Genomic DNA, 18,063 nt, shown 5'->3' on the forward strand with positions numbered 1-18,063 from the left:
TTCGGTGCGACCATCGGACGGCTGCTCTGCCGCACCGCTTCAACTCCCGTCCGTGGCACAGTCGTTCGACCAGAGCTGCCGACGGGCACCGGCCCGGCGGCGAGGGGATGGCCTGATCCGCGAGGCACTCCCCGACCATCGGGGGCACGGTTTGTGGGGGACGTGATGGACTTCGGCACGCAGGGCCCCGAGGCCCCGGCCGACCTGGCCTGGCTGCGAGGTGTGGACGCCTACACGATGGGCGCCTACCCGCAGGCCGAGGAGGAGTTCCGCGCCGCGGTCCGGATGGACCCCGGTATGGCGGACGGCTGGCTCGGACTGCACGCGCTACGGGTGGACACGACGACCGCGCTGCTGCGGATGTTCCGGCACCGCGACCGCTTCGGCGAACAGCGTTCGCGTCACCGACGCACCCTCAACTCCTGGTACTGGCTGGGCTGGTGGGTGCAGCCGGTGCTGGAGAGCCCGCGCGACCTGCTGCTCGCGCACGCCTCGCACTGGCTCGACGGACGCCATGTCCCCGAACTGGACCGCGCGTTGGCCGGACTGCCGCCGGTCGACGCGGACCACCAGGTGCGGTTCCTGCACGCGTGCCGCGCCTATCTGGTCAAGGACTGGGAGCAGTTGGTGCGGCACACCGATCCGCTGATCAACGATCCCATGCTGGGCATCGAGGCCGGACTGTTCGGCGGCATGGCGAGGGTCAGGCTGGAGATGTACGGACAGGCCGAGCCGCTGCTGTCGTCCGCGCTGATGCGCTGTCGCAGCGAGCAGCCGCAGCGCAAGGAGCTGCGGTACTGGCTGGCCCGCGCCCACGAGGGCACCGGACGGTCCGCCGCGGCCCTGCCCCTGTACCGGGCGGTGCACCGGGTCGACCCCTCGTTCATGGACACCTCGGCCCGGCTCGCCGCCATCGCCGAGGGGGACGGCTACGACGACGCGGCCGCCGACCTCGCGGCGATCACGCTGGCCGGGATCGGGCAGGACGTGCTGGAGGGCCCGGACGGCATGGACGCGCTGTTCGGCACCGAGGGGCGCGACCTGCGGCTCCCGGACGCCGATCCTTCGCCGCCCGGCGGACTGCCGCCCCAGCCGGACGGCTTCCGGGAGAAGGCCGTGATCCCGGTGCAGCCGATGCCGGCGGGACCGACCGACCCCGCCCTGCTCGACGAGGCGCTCGCCGAACTGGAGCGCATGGTCGGCCTGGAGCCGGTGAAGCGGCAGGTCAAGGCGTTGTCGGCGCAGTTGAACATGGCGAGGCTGCGCACCGGGCAGGGGCTGCCGGTGCAGCCGCCGAAACGGCACTTCGTCTTCTCCGGCCCCTCGGGCACCGGCAAGACCACGGTGGCGCGCATTCTCGGCCGGGTCTTCTACGCGCTCGGGCTGCTCGGCGGGGACCATCTGGTCGAGGCCCAGCGGGCCGATCTGGTCGGCGAGTACCTCGGCCAGACCGCCGTGAAGGCCAACGAGCTGATCGACTCGGCGATCGGCGGCGTGCTGTTCGTGGACGAGGCGTACTCCCTGTCCAACTCCGGCTACGGCAAGGGCGACGCGTACGGCGACGAGGCCCTTCAGGTGCTGCTGAAGCGGGCCGAGGACAACCGTGACCACCTGGTCGTCATCCTCGCCGGCTACCCCGAGGGCATGGACCGGCTGCTCGCCGCCAACCCCGGCCTGTCCTCGCGCTTCACCAGCCGCGTGGACTTCCCCTCCTACCGCCCGCTCGAACTGACCTCCATCGGCGAGGTGCTGGCCGCCGAGAACGGTGACATCTGGGACGAGGAGGCGCTGGACGAACTGCGATCGATCGCCGGGCACGTCGTCGACCAGGGCTGGATCGACGAGCTCGGCAACGGGCGGTTCCTGCGCACCCTGTACGAGAAGAGCTGCGCGTACCGCGATCTGCGGCTGTCGGGATACCCCGGCACACCCTCGCGCGACGACCTGTCGACCCTGCGGCTGCCCGACCTCATGCAGGCCTACGGGGAGGTCCTGTCGGGCCGGGGCCCCCAGGATCCCTCGGCGATGTGAGAGGGCCCCGGTCCCGCGGAGGCCGTACGACCGTCACGGGTCGCACGGCGCCGGGAACCGGGGCCCACGCTCACGGTCAGCTCGCCAGCGCCTCCTCGGCCCGGCCGACGCGCGGCTCGGCGACCCGGACCGGCGTGACATCGCGATGCGCCGGGTCCCGGACCTCACCGACCAGCAGCTCCAGGACGTCCTCCAGGGCCACGAGGCCGAGAACCTTCCCGGAGGCGTCGGCGACCTGGGCCAGATGCGTCGCGGCACGGCGCATCACGGTGAGGGCGTCGTCCAGGGGGAGTTCGCAGCGCAGGGTCGTCATCGGCCGCCACATCTGCTGCGGGACCGCGCGCTCGGACTCCTCCAGGTCGAGGACGTCCTTCACATGGAGGTAGCAGCCCATGAAGGCGCCGTTCTCCGCGACCACCGGGAAGCGGGAGTAGCCGGTGCGCGCGGTGAGCGCGACGACCTGGCCCGGGGTGACCGAGGGATCGACGGTGACCAGCGAGGCGCCGTCCAGCAGGACGTCGGTGACGGGGCGGGAGCCGAGTTCCAGGGCGTCCTCCAGACGCTCCTGCTCCTCGGGTTCGAGCAGTCCCGCCTGTCCGGAGTCCTCGACCAGCCGGTTGAGCTGCTCGCTGGTGAAGACCGCCTCGACCTCGTCCTTGGGCTCGACCCGGAACAGCTTGAGGATGACCTGGGCGCAGGCGCCGAGGCCCACCGTGACCGGGCGGCACACCCGGGCGAAGGCGACGAGTCCGGGGCTGAGCCACAGGGCCGTCTTCTCGGGCGCGGCCATCGCCAGGTTCTTCGGCACCATCTCGCCGATGACGAGGTGGAAGAAGACGACCAGGGCCAGCGCGATCACGTACCCGAGGGGGTGGATCACCCCGTCCGGCAGGCGGACCGCCGCGAACAGCGGCTCCAGCAGATGGGCGACCGTGGGCTCGGCGACCGCGCCGAGGGTCAGCGAGCACAGGGTGATGCCGAACTGGGCCGCCGCCATCATCTGCGGCAGCCGCTCCAGGCCGTAGAGGACCTGTCGGGAGCGGGCGGTGCCCAGCGGCTCGATCTGGCTGCGCCGTACGGACACGAGCGCGAACTCGGCTCCGACGAAGAAGCCGTTGGCGAGTACCAGAAGGCCCGCGAACAGCAGTTGGAGCATGCTCATCGGACGGCCTCCGGGGCGAGCGCGGTCCGCACGAGGCGGACGCGTTCGGCACGGTAGTGCCCGACCTGCCGCACCACCAGGCGCCAGCCCGGCAGCTCGGCCTTGTCACCGGGGGCCGGGATCCTGCCGAGCAGATCGGCGACGAGGCCGGCGACGGTCTCGTACGGCCCCTCGGGCACGTCGAGGCCTATGCGCCGCAGGATGTCGACCCGGCAGCTTCCGTCGGCGTCCCAGGCGGGCCTCCCGTCCTCGGGCGGAGCGGCCGCGAGCTCGGGCTGTTCGCCCTGCACGTCGTCGTGCTCGTCGTGGACCTCGCCGACGAGTTCCTCGACGATGTCCTCCAGGGTCACCACGCCGGCCGTGCCGCCGTACTCGTCGACGACGACGGCGATGGGCTGTTCGCTGCGCAGCCGCTCCAGGAGGGGCTGCACGGGCAGGGTCTCCGGGACGAGCAGCGGGGCCTGGGCGATCCGGCCGACGGGGGTCCGCAGCCGGTCGTGCGAGGGGATCGCGAGGGCGTCCTTGAGATGGACCATGCCGACGATCTCGTCGATGCGCTCCCGGTAGACGGGGAAGCGGGACAGACCGGTGGCGCGGGTGAGGTTGACCACGTCCTCGGCGGTGGCCGAGGCCTGGAGGGCGCTGACCTTCACCCGCGGCGTCATGACGTGCTGCGCGGTGAGGTCGGCCAGGGACATCGTGCGGACGAAGAGGTCCGCGGTGTCCTGCTCCAGGGCGCCTGCGCGGGCCGAGTGACGGGCCAGGGAGATCAGTTCGCCGGGGGTGCGGGCGGAGGCCAGCTCCTCGGCGGGTTCCACGCCCAGGGCACGGACGAGGCGGTTGGCGACCGTGTTCAGCGCCGCGATGACCGGCCGGAAGAGGCGGGAGAAGACGTGCTGCGGGCCGGCGACGAAGCGGGCCACCTGGAGCGGCTTGGAGACCGCCCAGTTCTTGGGCACGAGTTCACCGACGACCATCTGCACGGCCGAGGCCAGCAGCATGCCGGTCACCACGGCGAAGCCGGGCACCGCGCCCTCGGGCAGTCCGAGGGCCTCGAACGGGCCGTCCAGGAGCTGGGCCAGGGCCGGTTCGGCGAGCATGCCGACGACCAGCGAGGTGATGGTGATGCCGAGCTGGGTGCCGGAGAGCTGGAAGGACAGCTCCTTGAGCGACTCGACGACCGTGCCGGCGCGTTCGTCGCCTTCGGCAGCGGCCTTCTCGGCCTCGGGGCGCTCGACGGTGACGAGTCCGAACTCCGCGGCCACGAAGAAGCCGTTGGCGAGAATCAGCAGGAATGCCGCGCCAAGGAGCAACAGGGGGATGGTCATGCCGCCGCCTCGCTATGTCGGAAGGGGGCGGCGCAGGTACTACAGGACGATCCGTCCATCGCTGGAGGGAGTCACTCCTCGGGTAGCAGGGGGCCTCTGAGGGCGGGAGCACATCGGAGGCGGAGGCGCGATGAAAAACGCCTCCGCCGACAGATTAATCAAGACATGGGCTCTCAGGGCAGGGTGGAGGGCCGAGAGTCAGCCCCGATGTTCGCCGCGGTGGCCGTCGGGCTCCTGGATTCCGCGGGCCGAGACGAGCGCGCGCAGGGCGCGGGCGTCCTCGATGGCGCGCTGCCTGGCGATGCCCGGCTGGATGCCGAGGGCCGGGAGGCTGGTGCCGTCGGTGAGGTCGAGGAACACCCAGGGGTCGCCCGTACGCAGGTTGACCTGCACGATCTCCGCCCAGTCCAGGTGTCGGCGGCTCGCGATGTTGACGACCGTGACGCCGTTCTCGTCGGCGACGACCTTGGGCCGCGAGAGCAGCAGGAGCACTCCGAAGAGCAGTGCCGCGGTGAAGATGAAGCTGAGCCGCTCCCCCGGGCCGAGTTGCTCCAGAAGCATGGCGACCGTGGTGATGACCACAAGGATCGAGGCGCCCGCGGTGAGCAGCACCGCCCGGGTACGGGAGGGGCGGAAGGTTATGGGAAGGGTGGGAAGGTCCGACATGTCCGTTGATCCTGTCAGAGCCGGCAGGCGTGGATGGCCGTGGTCAGGATGGCCCGCGCGCCGAGCTCGTACAGGTCGTCCATGATCCGCTGGGCCTCCTTGGAGGGGACCATGGCGCGGACGGCGACCCAGCCCTCGTTGTGCAGCGGCGAGATGGTCGGCGACTCCAGGCCGGGAGTGAGCGCGACGGCCTTCTCCAGGTGCTCGGCGCGGCAGTCGTAGTCCATCATCACGTAGGTCCGCGCGACGAGCACGCCCTGGAGGCGGCGCAGGAACTGCTGCACCTTGGGCTCGGCGTCCTCGGTGGGGCCGGCTCCGACCCGGCGGATGACCACGGCCTCCGACTTCATGATCGGCTCGCCGAAGATCTCCAGGCCGGCGTTGCGCAGCGAGGTGCCCGTCTCGACGACGTCCGCGATGACCTCGGCGACACCGAGTTCGATGGCGGTCTCGACGGCTCCGTCGAGGTGCACGACGGAGGCGTCGATGCCGTGGTCGGCGAGGTGTCCGGCCACGATGCCCTCGTAGGAGGTGGCGACCGTGCGGCCCTTCAGGTCCGCGATGCCGTTCGCGGTGCCCGGCTTGGCGGCGAATCGGAAGGTGGAGCGGGCGAAGCCGAGCGGGAGGATCTCCTCGGCGTTCGCTCCGGAGTCGACCAGCAGGTCCCGGCCGGTGATGCCGATGTCGAGCCGGCCGGAGGAGACGTAGATCGCGATGTCCCGGGGGCGGAGGTAGAAGAACTCGACCTCGTTGTTCGGGTCGACGATCCGCAGTTCCTTGGACTCCCGGCGCTGCTGGTAGCCGGCCTCATGCAGCATGTCCGCCGCAGGTCCTGAGAGGGAACCCTTGTTGGGGACGGCGATGCGCAGCATGAGGTCGGCTTCCTTTGCTCGATGGTGTTCGGGGTGGGTGGGACGGGCGGACGTGCCGTGCCGTGGGGCTGTGGAGAGAGCCCCTACAGATGCGCGTACACGTCGTCGAGGGAGATCCCGCGCGCGACCATCATCACCTGGACGTGGTAGAGGAGCTGCGAGATCTCCTCGGCGGCGGCGTCCTTGCCCTCGTACTCGGCGGCCATCCAGACCTCTGCGGCCTCTTCGACGACCTTCTTGCCGATGGCATGAACGCCCTTGCCGACGAGCTCGGCGGTGCGCGAGGTGGCGGGATCGCCCGTGGTGGCCTTGTGCTGGAGCTCGGTGAAGAGCTCCTCGAACGTCTTCTTGGACATGGTGGTCCTCACCCTACGCGCTCGGGGCCCCGCCTCAGTGCCAGGGTTCGGATACTGAGCGGAGGGTGGCCGCGGTCGCCACGGCGGCCGTCACCGCCTCGTGGCCCTTGTCCTCGTTGGAGCCCTCGATGCCCGCGCGGTCCAGGGCCTGCTCCTCGGTGTCACAGGTGAGCACTCCGAAGCCGATGGGGACACCGGTGTCGATGGAGACCTGGGTGAGTCCCTGGGTGACCCCCTGGCACACGTACTCGAAGTGGGGGGTTCCGCCGCGGATGACGACGCCGAGCGCGACGATCGCGTCGTAGCCGCGGCCCGCCAGGACCTTGGCGGCGACCGGCAGTTCGAAGCTGCCGGGGACCCGCAACAGGGTCGGCTCGTCGATTCCCAGCTCGCGCAGGGCGCGCAGCGCGCCGTCCACGAGACCGTCCATCACCTTGTCGTGCCACTGTGCCGCGATGACCGCGACCCGCAGGTCGCCGCAGTTGCGTACGGACAGTTCAGGTGCACCCTTGCCGCTCACGTCTCTCCTTCAGTCCCGCTGTGCCGTGTTGCCGATAGTGCCGTGTTGCCGATGGTTGGTGCTGTGTCGTGCCGTGGTGCCGGTCGTACGGGTCACTGGCTCCCGCAGGCCGACACGGTGGTCGCGTCGAGCCAGGGCAGGTCGTGCCCCATCCGGTCCCGCTTGGTCAGCAGATAGCCGAGGTTGTGCTCGCCCGCCTGGACGGGCATGGGCTCCCTGCCGGTGACACGCAGTCCGTAGCGGACGAGCGCGTCGGTCTTGTCGGGGTTGTTGGTCATCAGACGCAGGCTGCGGACGCCGAGGTCCTCCAGGATCCGCGCGCTCGCGCCGTAGTCCCGGGCGTCGGCGGGCAGGCCGAGTTCCAGGTTGGCGTCCAGGGTGTCCCGGCCGCGCTCCTGGAGCTCGTACGCGCGGAGCTTGGAGAGCAGGCCGATACCGCGCCCCTCGTGGCCGCGGAGGTAGACCACGATGCCCCGGCCCTCGGCCTGGATGCGCTCCATGGACGTCTGGAGCTGGGGTCCGCAGTCGCAGCGGTGCGAGTGGAAGACGTCGCCGGTCAGGCACTCGGAGTGGACGCGGACCAGGACGTCCTCGCCGTCGCCGATCTCACCGTGCACGAGGGCGACGTGCTCGACGCCGTCGGCGGTGGAGCGGTAGCCGTACGCGGTGAACTCGCCGAAGGCGGTGGGGAGCCGGACCTCGGCCTCGCGCCGGACGGTGGGCGCGGCGGGGGCCGCGGCCGTCTCGGCCGCAAGCGCGCGTTCCGCGGTGCGACGGTAGGCGATCAGGTCCTCGATGGAGATGATCGTCAGCCCGTGCTTGCGGGCGAAGGGGATCAGCTCGGGCAGCCGGAGCATCCGGCCGTCCTCGCCGGCGATCTCGACGATCGCCCCGGCCGGACGCAGTCCCGCCAGCCGGGCGAGGTCGACGGCGGCCTCGGTGTGGCCGTTGCGGGCCAGCACGCCTCCGGGCCGGGCGCGCAGCGGGAAGATGTGGCCCGGGCGTACGAAGTCGTCGGCTTCCGAGACACCGTCCGCGAGGAGCCGCAGGGTGGCGGCGCGGTCGGCCGCCGAGATGCCGGTGGTGACCCCGTGGGCGGCGGAGGCGTCCACCGACACGGTGAACGCGGTCTTCATCGACTCGGTGTTGTCGTCGACCATCTGCGGCAGCCGCAGCCGGTCGAGTTCGTCGCCCTCCATGGGCGCGCAGATCAGTCCGCGGCACTCGCTCATCATGAAGGCGACGATCTCGGGGGTCGCCATCTCGGCGGCGACGACGAGGTCGCCCTCGTTCTCGCGGTCCTCGTCGTCGACGACCACGATGGGGCGGCCGGCCGCGATGTCGGCGATGGCCTGCTCGACGGGGTCGAGCGCGAAGTCCGAGGCATCCTGATCGTGCCCGGTGCTGTACCAAACCGGCGCCGTTGTCATGCCGGGGCTCCTTCCATGACGGGCTGCCCGGCCTCACGGGAGCGCAGCCACCAGTCGCGCATGCCCCACAGGACGAGCGCGCCGTACAGGACGTAGACGAAACCGGAGAAGGCGTAGCCGTTGGCGAAGTTGAGCGGGACGCCCACCACGTCGACGAGCAGCCAGGCGAACCAGAACTCGACCATGCCGCGGGCCTGCGCGTACATGGCGACGATCGTGCCGACGAAGATGTAGGCGTCGGGCCAGGGGTCCCAGGACAGCGTCGGGTACGCGTGGAACAGGCCGCTGACGGCGAGGGTGCCGACGGCTGCGGCGCCCGCCATGTACGCGCGTTCGCGCCAGGTGGCGAACCGCACGGAGACGCGGCCGTCCTTGCCCTCGCCGCGGTTCCACTGCCACCAGCCCCACAGGGCGACGGCGATGACCACGACCTGCTTGCCGGCGCTGCCGGTGAGGTGGCCGTAGAAGGCGGCGAAGAGGACCAGTCCGGACAGGAGCTGGACGGGCCAGCTCCACACGGACCGGCGCCAGCCGAGCGCGAGGGCGATCAGGCCGATCACGTTGCCGATCATGTCCGACCAGAGGATGTGCTGGTCGAGCAGGACGAACGCCTCGGAGTTGAGCCAGTTCACCGGCCGGCCCCCTCGCCACCGGGCAGACCGCCGGACTGCGCGCCGCGCGGGCCGAGCAGGCGCTCGACGTACTTGGCGATGACGTCGACCTCGAGGTTGACCGGGTCGCCGGGCTGCTTGTGGCCCAGGGTGGTCAGGTCGAGGGTGGTGGGGATGAGGCTGACGGTGAAGAAGTCGGGGCCCGCGTCGACCACGGTCAGGCTGATGCCGTCGACGGTGATGGAGCCCTTCTCGACGACATAGCGCGAAAGGTCGGCGGGCAGCGAGATCTTGACGATCTCCCAGTTCTCGGACGGCTTGCGCTCGATGACCGAGCCGGTGCCGTCGACGTGTCCCTGCACGATGTGGCCGCCGAGGCGGTCGCCCACGGCCATCGGCCGTTCCAGGTTGACGCGGGAGCCGACGGTGAGGGCCCCGAGGCTGGAGCGGTTCAGGGTCTCGGCCATGACGTCGGCGGTGAACTCGTCGCCCTCGTGCTCGACCACGGTGAGACAGACTCCGTTGACGGCGATGGAGTCGCCGTGCTGCGCGCCCTGCGTGACGACGGGGCCACGCAGCCGGAAACGCGAGGCGTCGTCGAGCATCTCGACGGCGGTGACCTCACCCAGCTCTTCGACGATTCCGGTGAACACTTCCCGGGTCCTCCTGCCTCATGGGGCACGGACTCCGGGGCTGTCGATGACGACAGAATGAGCGGACAGCGGCACACCGGGAGCGACGCCGAAAGGACACCCGTCCCGCAGGACGAGCAGCAACAAACGGCAGCGCGCACGAAATGCCCGCCCGCCGCGCACTGCCTCCCATCCGGACTTTAACCGTCGGTCCAGGAATTTCACCTGGTCAACCGGCCGCTGGAAGCGACCGGGTCGCGGACTGTAACCGCCGGTTCGGAATTACACCGACCCCGGAGTGCGCTGCTTCTGGTACATGGCCAGTGTGCCACGCCCGATCGTCGGCCATACGGCCGCATGCCTGTGGGGTGGCTCACAGCCGGTCGGCATGGACTTCCGCGGAGCGGTCGCGCGGCCAACCCCCTTGGCCCCGGGCGGCCTTGCGGCACGACCCGGGTTCGCGCAACTGGTCCATACCTATTGACGCTCTGGTCTAGTCCTCTTAATGTCCTCGATCAAGACTGCGTGATCATTCATTGCCGGTCCCCCCACGATCGACCCGGCGGCGGTGACGAAGGCCCTTGCCCCGCCGCCGGGTCTCCAGCCGGACCCATGCCGGGCATGCCCGGCATGCCGGGACCGCAGCAGCAGGACCGTTGCCCACGGGGACCACGACGGCGGAGCGACCGCGCCTACCGGGACGACGGCGGTGCGAACAGTTCGTCCTGGGCGCCGTCGCGCGCGGTCAGCAGGGCGCCGCGCAGCACCGCGCCGCCGCCCAGCGTGCTCGCGCGCACCTCGGTCGGGAGCGGCGACATACCGGCGAGCCGCCGTGCGACCCGCGCCGCGAGTTCCTCGCCGCCCGCCCGGCCCACCTCGCCGCCCAGGACGACACATCCGGGGTCGAGTACGGCGCTGACGGAGGCCGCCCCGATGGCGAGGCGGTCGGCGAGGACGCCGAGGAAGCCGTCGGCCGCCGCGGAGCCGGGCGCCGCCAGGGCCTCCCGCACCAGCGCGGCGGCATGCGGTTCGTGGCCCTCGGGCCGCGCCGTCAGGCCGTGCTCCGCCGCCAGCTCCGCGATCGCCGCGGACCCGACCAGCGAGTGGAAGCCGCCCCCGCAGTCGGTGGCCGAGGGCAGGCTCGTGGTGCCCGGCACGGGCAGGAAGCCGATCTCCCCGGTCCCCCCGGAGGCGCCGCGGCGCAGGGCGCCGTCGAGGACGACGGCGGCGCCGGTGCCGTGTCCGAGCCACAGCAGGACGAAGGTGTCGCGGTCGCGGGCGACGCCGTCCCGCTGTTCGGCGATGGCCGCGAGGTTGGTCTCGTTCTCGACGAGGACGCGGGCCTCGGGAAGCCGTTCCTGGAGGGCCGCGACCAGGCGCCGGTGCCACTCGGGCAGGCCGGTGGAGTTGCGGAGCTCACCGCTGACCGGATCGATCAGACCGGGCGCCCCGATGCCGACGGTGTGCAGCCTGCCCCACCCCCGGTCGCGTTCGCGCGGGGGCGGCGCCCCGAGGGTGCCGGCCTCCTTCGCCACCCGCTCGACCAGCGCCACCGCCCGCTCCACGGCCGGTCCGGTCCCGGTGTCCTCCCCGATGGGCGCGGACGCCTCGGCCAGGACGCGGCCGACCAGATCGGAGACGACGACGGAGACCCCCTCCGTACGGACGTCCAGCGCGGCCAGGTGGGCGCGGTCCGCGACGATCCCGTAGACCCGCGCGTTCGGACCGCGCCGCTGCTCCCCCGATTCCCCGACGACGGTGACGAGGCCGGAGGCGGTGAGGCGTTCGACGAGGTCGGCGACGGTCGGCCGGGACAGTCCGGTGAGCTGCTTCAACCGCGTGGCCGTCAAAGGGCCTTCCTGCTGCAGCAGCCGCAGGGCGAGCCGGTCGTTGATGGCCCGTGCGGTGCTCGGGGATGCGGGCATGGCGGGAATCCTCCCAGATCGCCGGGGCCGCCGGACGACCGGGCGGCGAGCACTCATCTATTTATCAGGCAGGGTTCCTGATAGTTTACGGCGGCACACCGTGGAACCATCACCTGGGGAGGGGCCCGAGCATGAGTGAAGTCGTCCACGACCAACGCGAGGTCAGGCGCGCCCGGTACGCCGTGGCGGCCGTGTTCGCCGTGCACGGAGCCGTCACCGGGTCCTTCGCGACCCGGGTGCCGTGGATCCAGGACCACGCCTCGGTCAGCGCGGGGCAACTCGGATTCGCCCTCGCCTTCACCGCGCTCGGCGCGTCCTGCTCGATGCCGCTGGCCGGCCGCATCACCCATCACTTCGGCAGCCGCACGGCGCTGCGCGGGCTCATCGCCCTGTGGACGCTGGCGCTGGTCCTGCCGTCCCTGGCGCCGAACCTGGTGACGCTGTGCCTCGCCATGTTCGTGTACGGCGCCACGGCGGGGATGGCGGACGTCGCCATGAACGCGCTGGGGGTCGAGGTCGAGAACCGTCTCGACAAGTCGATCATGTCCGGGCTGCACGGCATGTGGAGCGGCGGCGCGCTGATCGGCGCGGCGGCCGGCACGCTCGCCGCGCATCTGGGCGCCGACGCGCGCCTGCACCACGCCCTGGCCGCGGCGACCCTCACGCTCCTCGGTCTGGCCGCCTGCCGCTGGGTGCTCGACCTCCAGCCCGCCGAGGACGAGGAGCCGCCGCCGCGGTTCGCGCTGCCGCCCCGCTCGGCGCTGCTCATCGGCGCGGTCGGCTTCTGCGCGGTCTTCGCGGAGGGCGCGAGCCTGGACTGGTCGGCGGTCTATCTGCGCGACCGGCTGGACAGCTCGGCCGCTCTCGCCGCGGCCTGCACGACCGGCTTCATGCTCACCATGGCCGTGGCACGGCTGGTCGGGGACACGGTGGTGAACCGCTTCGGCGCCGTGCGCACCGTGCGGGCGGGCGGCGTGCTGGCCGTGGCCGGCGGTGCGCTGATCGTCGTCGCGGAGCATCCGGCGCTGGCGATGAGCGGCTTCGCGATGCTCGGCCTCGGGATCGCGGTCGTCGTGCCGCTCTGCTTCGCGGCGGCCGGACGCAGCGGCCCCAACCCCAGCCAGGCCATCGCCGGCGTCGCCACCATCACGTACACCTCGGGGCTCATCGCGCCGAGTCTGATCGGGTCCGTGGCGCAGGCGACGAACCTGATGGTGTCGTTCGTCCTGGTGACGGTCCTGGCGCTCGGGCTGGTCGCGCTGGCGGGTGTGCTGCGCGCCGGGGATCGCGTCAGCCCGAAGGTCAGCCCTCCGAGCGCAGCAGTTCCCGGCCCACGGCCCTGAACCGCTCGCTCCACGGCGTCGGGCGCAGCGTCCCGGCGTCGAGCCGGACGAGCACCCGGGTCCCGTGCGCGTAGGTGACCGCGCCGTCGGGCGAGCAGAACCGGAAGCCGTAGGTCAGGCCGGTGTTCCCGAGCCGGTCCAGCCAGAGGTGGACGGCGTACGGGCCGGGCCGGCTGACCGGGGCCTCGTAGCTGATCCGCAGTTCCTTGACCGCGTTGCACGAGTCCCCGGCCGCCTCCCAGTCGCCGTCGAAGCCGAAGCCGCGCTCGTTCCAGAGCGCGGCCCAGGCCCGCTCGACCATGACCGGGTAGCGGGCGTTGTGCAGCAGCCCGAGCGCGTCGAGGTCGTCGAAGTGGACGGTGACGGGCAGAAGCCGTCCGTACGGGAGGGCGGGGGCGACGGGTGCTTCGGCGGTCACGGGCGGGGCTCCTGGAGCGTGCTGCGGCGCGCTCACGGGGCGGGCCTGGCTGAAAGGACTCCCCCATCCTAAGCAAACGCTCAGGAACCCCGTCCGGGCGGGATCAGCCCGCGATCGAGTCGAGCTGCTCGGCGGCCGGCCGCAGCTCCCACAGATCACCGCCGGGCGGCGCTTCGAGCCGCGGCACGGCGGCCCGCGCGGCCCGGTCCCCCGCGTCGGCCGCGGCGTGCACGACATCGCTCGCCGCGAAGCGGTGGAACTCCAGCTCGGGATGGTTCCACGGCTCGGCGGCGGTCGCGGCGGGCAGCAGGTAGTCGACGGCCCTGGTCAGGCTCTGCCCGTCCGGCCCCCGGTACGCCCACAGGTCCACGCCGACCTTGCGGCCGATGGCCGCGAGCCGGGTGTACGCGACCAGGTCGAAGGTCGAGTAGTGCCAGCTCCGGGTCCGGGCGAGCTCCTGGGGCTGGCCGCCGTCGGGGGCGATCTGCGGGTCGACGCGCAGGGGGCCCGCGGCGAGCACGGTGCGCCGGGCGAGGTCCTTGTCGCCGGTCGCGCAGGCGAGGGCGGCGAGCTGCATGTCGTAGAAGGTGCCGTGGTTGTTGCGCGCCGCGCCCTCCTCCTTGCCGAAGGCACCGTCCTTCAGCCAGTCGCGGTAGCCGGTGTTCCAGGCGAGCATCGCGGCCCGGTCGCGCCGGGACCAGCCGGGGGCGCCGGTGTCCAGGAGGGCGATCGCGTCGAGGACGCTCGTGTAGGACTGCGAGAAGTCGATGATGCCGATGGCACGGCCGTCGTACTTGCAGGGGATGAACTGGCCGTGGTCCAGGTTCGGGTTCATCCGGGTGGCCGGGTCCAGGAACCAGGTGCGCAGGACCTGGCCGGCCTTCACGGCGTACCGCTTCTCGCCGGTGTAGTACCAGGCGAGCGCGAGGTCGTACGTCGAGTCGAACACCTTCTCCACGTCCTGGCGGTCGGTGCCGGTGTCGACCTCGGGATTGCGCTGCCCGTCCCGCTGGACGTAGGGGCACCCCCAGGGGTTGTCGGCGGTGGGCGGCTGCGAGGGCCACCAGTAGGGGGCCTGGCTGAGGTAGTCGTGGACGTCGCCGCCGGGCGCGGGTCTCGGTTTGTCGACGACCGTCCAGGGGCCCTGGTCCAGCCAGTTGTCGGCGCGGGCCGTCAACTCCCGGAGTGCCCGGGCGAGTCGGTGGTCGCCCTTCGCCAGCCGGGCCCGGGTGCGGAGCAGCCGGCCGCCGTCGAGGACCACGGTCTCCGGTGGTTCGGACCCGGCCCGGCCCGATGCCGCGGGGACGGCCGCGGACGCGGAGCGGGCGGGCGCCTCGGGTGCGGGCGGGGACGTCGTACGGGCGGACGCCGAGGGGGCGGCCAGGAGGGCGAGGGTGACCAGGGCCGCCGCGATCGTCAGGCCCGGTCCGGATCGTGCGCTCACAGAACACTCCGATCATACATATGAACGATGTTCATGAGATGGACCGGTTGAGCGTAGGGGGCCTGTTCGGACGTGACAATGGTCCGGACACATTCACGTACAGAGAAAGCGAACCCGCACCATGGACCTAGGCGTCCGCTGGAAACTGCACGGCGACGGGCGGACCCCCGCCCCGGGAGCGGTCGTCCGCCCCGACGAACGCCTCTCCTGGCCCCGGACCTTCGGGCTCGGCGCCCAGCACGTGGTGGCCATGTTCGGGGCGTCCTTCGTGGCACCCGTCCTGATGGGGCTCGATCCCAACCTCGCGATCATGATGTCCGGGGTCGCGACGGTCATCTTCCTGCTCTCCACCCGTGGCCGGGTGCCCAGCTACCTGGGCTGTTCGCTCTCCTTCGTCGGTGTCGCCGCCGTGATCCGCGCGCAGGGCGGCACCAGCGCCACGGTGACCGGCGCCTGCTTCGTGGTCGGCGTCGCGCTGTTCCTGGTGGGTCTGGCCGTCCAGCGGTTCGGGGCGAGGGTCATCCACGCGGCGATGCCGCCGATCGTGACCGGCGCGGTCGTCATGCTGATCGGGTTCAACCTGGCGCCGGTGACCGCCTCCACGTACTGGCCGCAGGACCAGTGGACCGCGCTGCTCACCATGCTGGTGACCGGCGCGGCCGTGGTGTGCCTGCGCGGATTCTGGTCCCGCATCGCGATCTTCCTGGGCCTGGTCTTCGGCTACGCGATCTCCTGGACCTTCGACCGGATCTTCGGCCGGATCCACGCGGCGGACGCGAGCGGCAAGGTCACCGACCACTGGCGTCTGGACCTCTCCGGGGTCGAGCGGGCCGACTGGATCGGACTGCCGTCGTTCCACGGACCGACGTTCCAGTGGTCCGCGATCCTCGTCGCGCTGCCGGTGGTCATCGCGCTGGTCGCGGAGAACGCCGGGCACGTCAAGGCCGTCGGCGAGATGACCGGCGACCCGCTGGACGACGAACTGGGCACCGCGATCTCCGCGGACGGCGCCGCCTCCATGCTCTCCACCGCGGTCGGCGGCCCGCCCAACACCACGTACTCCGAGAACATCGGCGTCATGGCCGCGACCCGGGTCTACTCCACGGCCGCCTACTGGGCCGCCGCCGGTTTCGCCCTGCTCTTCGGGCTGTGCCCCAAGTTCGGCGCGGTGGTCGCGGCGATCCCGGGCGGTGTCCTCGGCGGCATCACCGTCATCCTCTACGGCATGATCGGGCTGCTCGGCGCGCAGATCTGGCTCAACGCCCGGGTGGACCTGCGCAATCCGCTGAACCTGGTCCCCGCCGCCGCGGGCATCATCATCGGCATCGGCGGCGTCACCCTGAAGTTCACGGACAACTTCTCGCTGAACGGCATCGCGCTGGGCACCATCGTCGTGATCACCGGCTATCACGCGCTGCGGGCGATGGCCCCGCCCCACCTGCGGTCCGAACCGCTGCTCGACGCGGGGACGTCGGCGTACGACGATCCCGGGGATCAGCGCGCGGGCGCCTAGACGGACTCCGCCGCGGAAGTCCCCGGGCCGCCCGGCCGTTCCCCCGTTCTGGGGAAGTCGTCGGCCCGGCGGCACCCGGGGCGCCCCAGGACTGGGACGCTGCCCCCATGGCCCATCCGGCGCAGTTCACCACCCCCGTCGACACGGTCGTCGCCCGTATGCGCGTCCTGGACGCGACGCTTCCCGGGCGCGACGGGCTCGCGGTCTTCAACCGTGTCTACCTCAGGGTCACCGAGGAGTTCGACCGTCGGCTGGACGCCGGGGTGTTCCCCGACCGGCAGGCCGCGGAGACGCTGGACGTACGGTTCGCGGAGCGCTATCTGGCGGTGGCCGAGGAGGGCCGGGCACCCGCCTGCTGGCGGCCGCTGCTGCGCTTCCGCCGCCATCCGGGAGTTCGGCCCCTCCAGTTCGCGCTCGCCGGCATCAACGCCCACATCGGCCACGATCTCGCGCTCGCCGTCGTCGACGCCTGCCGTGCGCTCGGCTGCGAACCGGCCGACCTGGAGGACGAGTTCGAGCGCGTGGGCGATCTCCTCGTCTCGTTGGAGGAACGCATCCGCGAGGAGCTGATGCCCGGACCGGACGTGCTCCAGATCGCCGATCCGCTCACCCATCTGCTCGGCTCCTGGAGTCTGGAGCGGGCCCGCGAGGCCACCTGGGCCGCGGCGCGGGCCCTGTGGGCGCTGCGCGGACTGCCCGACCTGGCCGAGGAGTTCGGCGACCGCCTCGACGCGGCGGTGGGCCTGGCCGGCCGGATGCTGCTCACTCCCCTGCCGGACTGATCCGGCCACGCGCCACGCTCCGCGCCGGAACAACCGGACGCTCACTGTACGTTGACTTGCCGGCACACCCGGATGCGAAGGAGTACTCCCGTATGACGACGCGACTCGGCCTCACCCTCCCGCAGATGAAGCACTTCGACCTCGGCCGGGACGTGCCCGGCGTGGCACGCGCAGCGGAGGCGATCGGGTTCGACAGCCTGTGGGTCTTCGAGCGGGCCCTGTTCCCGGACCCCCCGACCCAGGGGCTGTACGGCGTCGAGGGACTGCCCTGGCCGGACTCCTACCGCGGTGTCGCCGACCCCCTGGTGACCCTGGCCCTCGCGGCGGCGGTCACCGAGCGCGTCGAGCTGGGCACCAGCGTCCTGGTCGCGCCGCTGCACACGCCCTTCCAGCTCGCCAAGGCCCTCGCCACCCTCGACGCGGCCAGCGGCGGCCGGGTGGTGGCGGGTCTCGGCACGGGCTGGTCCCTCGACGAGTACGCGGCCGCCTCCGCGCGTCCCTTCGAGGAGCGCGGCGACGCCCTGGACGAGGTGATCGAGGTGTGCCGCGCGGTGTGGGGCCCCGACCCCGTGGTGTACGACGGCACCCTCACCCGGATCGCCTCGGCCGTGGTCGGCCCCAAGCCGGCCCGGCCGATCCCGATCCTGCTCGCCGCCAACACGGGCAAGGCCAGGCGCCGGCTCGTCGACGACGCGGACGGGTGGATGCCGATCGGCATGGGCGTCGAGCAACTGGCCGCGCAGTGGAGCCGGTTGCGGGACCTGGCCGCCGAGCGCGGGCGCACCCGGCCGCTGCGGACCGTGCTGCGCACCAACCCCCGCTACACGCCCAAGCCGTACGCGGGCGAGGACCGGCAGCCCTTCCAGGGTGACGTCGGACAGATCGTGGCGGACCTGGTCGCCCACGCCGAGATCGGCCTGGACGAGATCTTCCTCGACCTGCAGAGCGAGGTCCGGGACGCCGAGGAGCTGAAGGACGTGGCGGCCGAGGTGTACGAAGCGGCGCGGGCGGCCGGGGTGTGACCCCGGCG

Annotated in this window: 17 protein-coding genes and 1 riboswitch; of the genes, 5 read left to right on the forward strand and 12 right to left on the reverse strand. The window is 71.9% G+C overall.

Going from position 1 to position 18,063, the window contains the following annotated elements; genetic code table 11:
• The first annotated feature begins 165 nt into the window (after positions 1-165).
• Positions 166-2,031 (forward strand): AAA family ATPase, encoded by a 1,866-nt coding sequence (locus ACFRIC_RS36925; protein WP_382795573.1) that lies wholly within the window; start codon positions 166-168, stop codon positions 2,029-2,031.
• A gap of 76 nt (positions 2,032-2,107) precedes the next feature.
• Here the strand turns inward: ACFRIC_RS36925 and ACFRIC_RS36930 are convergent, their stop codons facing one another.
• The 10 genes from ACFRIC_RS36930 to ACFRIC_RS36975 all read right to left on the reverse strand — a co-directional run bounded on the left by ACFRIC_RS36930 (position 2,108) and on the right by ACFRIC_RS36975 (position 11,533).
• Positions 2,108-3,193, reverse strand: coding sequence for a hemolysin family protein (locus ACFRIC_RS36930; protein WP_382795576.1), 1,086 nt, complete (start codon positions 3,191-3,193; stop codon positions 2,108-2,110).
• Positions 3,190-4,521, reverse strand: a complete 1,332-nt coding sequence (locus tag ACFRIC_RS36935; protein WP_382795579.1) for a hemolysin family protein — start codon at positions 4,519-4,521, stop codon at positions 3,190-3,192. The genes ACFRIC_RS36930 and ACFRIC_RS36935 overlap by 4 nt, the downstream gene beginning before the upstream one ends.
• Before the next feature lie 198 nt (positions 4,522-4,719).
• Positions 4,720-5,187: a PH domain-containing protein gene (locus ACFRIC_RS36940; protein ID WP_382795582.1), complete on the reverse strand. Its 468-nt coding sequence runs from the start codon at positions 5,185-5,187 to the stop codon at positions 4,720-4,722.
• 14 nt (positions 5,188-5,201) lie between these two features.
• Positions 5,202-6,059: an ATP phosphoribosyltransferase gene (gene hisG / locus ACFRIC_RS36945; RefSeq protein WP_382795585.1), complete on the reverse strand. Its 858-nt coding sequence runs from the start codon at positions 6,057-6,059 to the stop codon at positions 5,202-5,204.
• Positions 6,060-6,142: 83 nt separating this feature from the next.
• Positions 6,143-6,415 (reverse strand): phosphoribosyl-ATP diphosphatase, encoded by a 273-nt coding sequence (locus ACFRIC_RS36950; protein ID WP_355773816.1) that lies wholly within the window; start codon positions 6,413-6,415, stop codon positions 6,143-6,145.
• Between the two features lie 34 nt (positions 6,416-6,449).
• Entirely contained in the window at positions 6,450-6,935 is a 486-nt protein-coding gene (ribH, locus tag ACFRIC_RS36955; protein WP_151468514.1) for a 6,7-dimethyl-8-ribityllumazine synthase, read from the reverse strand.
• Between the two features lie 92 nt (positions 6,936-7,027).
• Positions 7,028-8,365, reverse strand: a complete 1,338-nt coding sequence (locus ACFRIC_RS36960) for a bifunctional 3,4-dihydroxy-2-butanone-4-phosphate synthase/GTP cyclohydrolase II (RefSeq protein ID WP_382795589.1) — start codon at positions 8,363-8,365, stop codon at positions 7,028-7,030.
• On the reverse strand, positions 8,362-8,997 hold the full coding sequence (locus ACFRIC_RS36965) for a nicotinamide riboside transporter PnuC (RefSeq protein WP_382795592.1): 636 nt from the start codon (positions 8,995-8,997) through the stop codon (positions 8,362-8,364). The genes ACFRIC_RS36960 and ACFRIC_RS36965 overlap by 4 nt, the downstream gene beginning before the upstream one ends.
• A complete protein-coding gene (locus ACFRIC_RS36970; RefSeq protein WP_382795594.1) occupies positions 8,994-9,629 on the reverse strand; it encodes a riboflavin synthase in 636 nt (211 codons plus the stop codon). Before ACFRIC_RS36970 ends, ACFRIC_RS36965 begins: the two co-directional genes overlap by 4 nt.
• 154 nt (positions 9,630-9,783) lie before the next feature.
• Positions 9,784-9,914: riboswitch (FMN riboswitch) on the reverse strand.
• A 386-nt stretch (positions 9,915-10,300) separates the two neighbouring features.
• Positions 10,301-11,533, reverse strand: a complete 1,233-nt coding sequence (locus ACFRIC_RS36975; RefSeq protein WP_382795597.1) for an ROK family transcriptional regulator — start codon at positions 11,531-11,533, stop codon at positions 10,301-10,303.
• Positions 11,534-11,664: 131 nt separating this feature from the next.
• Between ACFRIC_RS36975 and ACFRIC_RS36980 the strand changes: the two genes are divergently transcribed.
• On the forward strand, positions 11,665-12,876 hold the full coding sequence (locus tag ACFRIC_RS36980; protein ID WP_382795599.1) for an MFS transporter: 1,212 nt from the start codon (positions 11,665-11,667) through the stop codon (positions 12,874-12,876).
• On the opposite strand, the gene ACFRIC_RS36985 is transcribed toward ACFRIC_RS36980, so the two are convergent.
• Together ACFRIC_RS36985 and ACFRIC_RS36990 are read right to left on the reverse strand one after the other, a co-directional pair.
• Positions 12,836-13,294, reverse strand: coding sequence for an acyl-CoA thioesterase (locus tag ACFRIC_RS36985; RefSeq protein ID WP_382795602.1), 459 nt, complete (start codon positions 13,292-13,294; stop codon positions 12,836-12,838). The two genes, ACFRIC_RS36980 and ACFRIC_RS36985, sit on opposite strands and share 41 nt — an antisense overlap.
• A 103-nt stretch (positions 13,295-13,397) precedes the next feature.
• Positions 13,398-14,738: an alginate lyase family protein gene (locus ACFRIC_RS36990; protein WP_382795605.1), complete on the reverse strand. Its 1,341-nt coding sequence runs from the start codon at positions 14,736-14,738 to the stop codon at positions 13,398-13,400.
• Between the two features lie 121 nt (positions 14,739-14,859).
• On the opposite strand from ACFRIC_RS36990, the gene ACFRIC_RS36995 reads away from it, so the two are divergent.
• From ACFRIC_RS36995 to ACFRIC_RS37005, 3 genes are all read left to right on the forward strand, one after another.
• Positions 14,860-16,251, forward strand: a complete 1,392-nt coding sequence (locus ACFRIC_RS36995) for a uracil-xanthine permease family protein (protein WP_382795607.1) — start codon at positions 14,860-14,862, stop codon at positions 16,249-16,251.
• 107 nt (positions 16,252-16,358) lie between these two features.
• The gene (locus ACFRIC_RS37000; protein WP_382795610.1) at positions 16,359-17,033 is read left to right on the forward strand and encodes a DUF5995 family protein; all 675 of its coding nucleotides are present in this window, start codon (positions 16,359-16,361) and stop codon (positions 17,031-17,033) included.
• Positions 17,034-17,125: 92 nt separating this feature from the next.
• Positions 17,126-18,055: an LLM class F420-dependent oxidoreductase gene (locus ACFRIC_RS37005; RefSeq protein WP_382795613.1), complete on the forward strand. Its 930-nt coding sequence runs from the start codon at positions 17,126-17,128 to the stop codon at positions 18,053-18,055.
• Positions 18,056-18,063 lie beyond the last annotated feature (8 nt).

The organism is Streptomyces sp. NPDC056738, assembly GCF_042790435.1.
Classification (GTDB): domain Bacteria; phylum Actinomycetota; class Actinomycetes; order Streptomycetales; family Streptomycetaceae; genus Streptomyces.

What these genes read in the sequence shown, in the direction of transcription:
- hisG (WP_382795585.1), bottom strand. Translation starts at nt 6,059, where the DNA reads ATGCTGCGCATCGCCGTCCCCAACAAGGGTTCCCTCTCAGGACCTGCG.
- ACFRIC_RS36960 (WP_382795589.1), bottom strand. Translation starts at nt 8,365, where the DNA reads ATGACAACGGCGCCGGTTTGGTACAGCACCGGGCACGATCAGGATGCC.
- ACFRIC_RS36935 (WP_382795579.1), bottom strand. Translation starts at nt 4,521, where the DNA reads ATGACCATCCCCCTGTTGCTCCTTGGCGCGGCATTCCTGCTGATTCTC.
- ACFRIC_RS36995 (WP_382795607.1), top strand. Translation starts at nt 14,860, where the DNA reads ATGGACCTAGGCGTCCGCTGGAAACTGCACGGCGACGGGCGGACCCCC.
- ACFRIC_RS36925 (WP_382795573.1), top strand. Translation starts at nt 166, where the DNA reads ATGGACTTCGGCACGCAGGGCCCCGAGGCCCCGGCCGACCTGGCCTGG.
- ACFRIC_RS36950 (WP_355773816.1), bottom strand. Translation starts at nt 6,415, where the DNA reads ATGTCCAAGAAGACGTTCGAGGAGCTCTTCACCGAGCTCCAGCACAAG.
- ACFRIC_RS37005 (WP_382795613.1), top strand. Translation starts at nt 17,126, where the DNA reads ATGACGACGCGACTCGGCCTCACCCTCCCGCAGATGAAGCACTTCGAC.
- ACFRIC_RS36980 (WP_382795599.1), top strand. Translation starts at nt 11,665, where the DNA reads ATGAGTGAAGTCGTCCACGACCAACGCGAGGTCAGGCGCGCCCGGTAC.
- ACFRIC_RS36940 (WP_382795582.1), bottom strand. Translation starts at nt 5,187, where the DNA reads ATGTCGGACCTTCCCACCCTTCCCATAACCTTCCGCCCCTCCCGTACC.
- ACFRIC_RS37000 (WP_382795610.1), top strand. Translation starts at nt 16,359, where the DNA reads ATGGCCCATCCGGCGCAGTTCACCACCCCCGTCGACACGGTCGTCGCC.
- ACFRIC_RS36930 (WP_382795576.1), bottom strand. Translation starts at nt 3,193, where the DNA reads ATGAGCATGCTCCAACTGCTGTTCGCGGGCCTTCTGGTACTCGCCAAC.
- ACFRIC_RS36975 (WP_382795597.1), bottom strand. Translation starts at nt 11,533, where the DNA reads ATGCCCGCATCCCCGAGCACCGCACGGGCCATCAACGACCGGCTCGCC.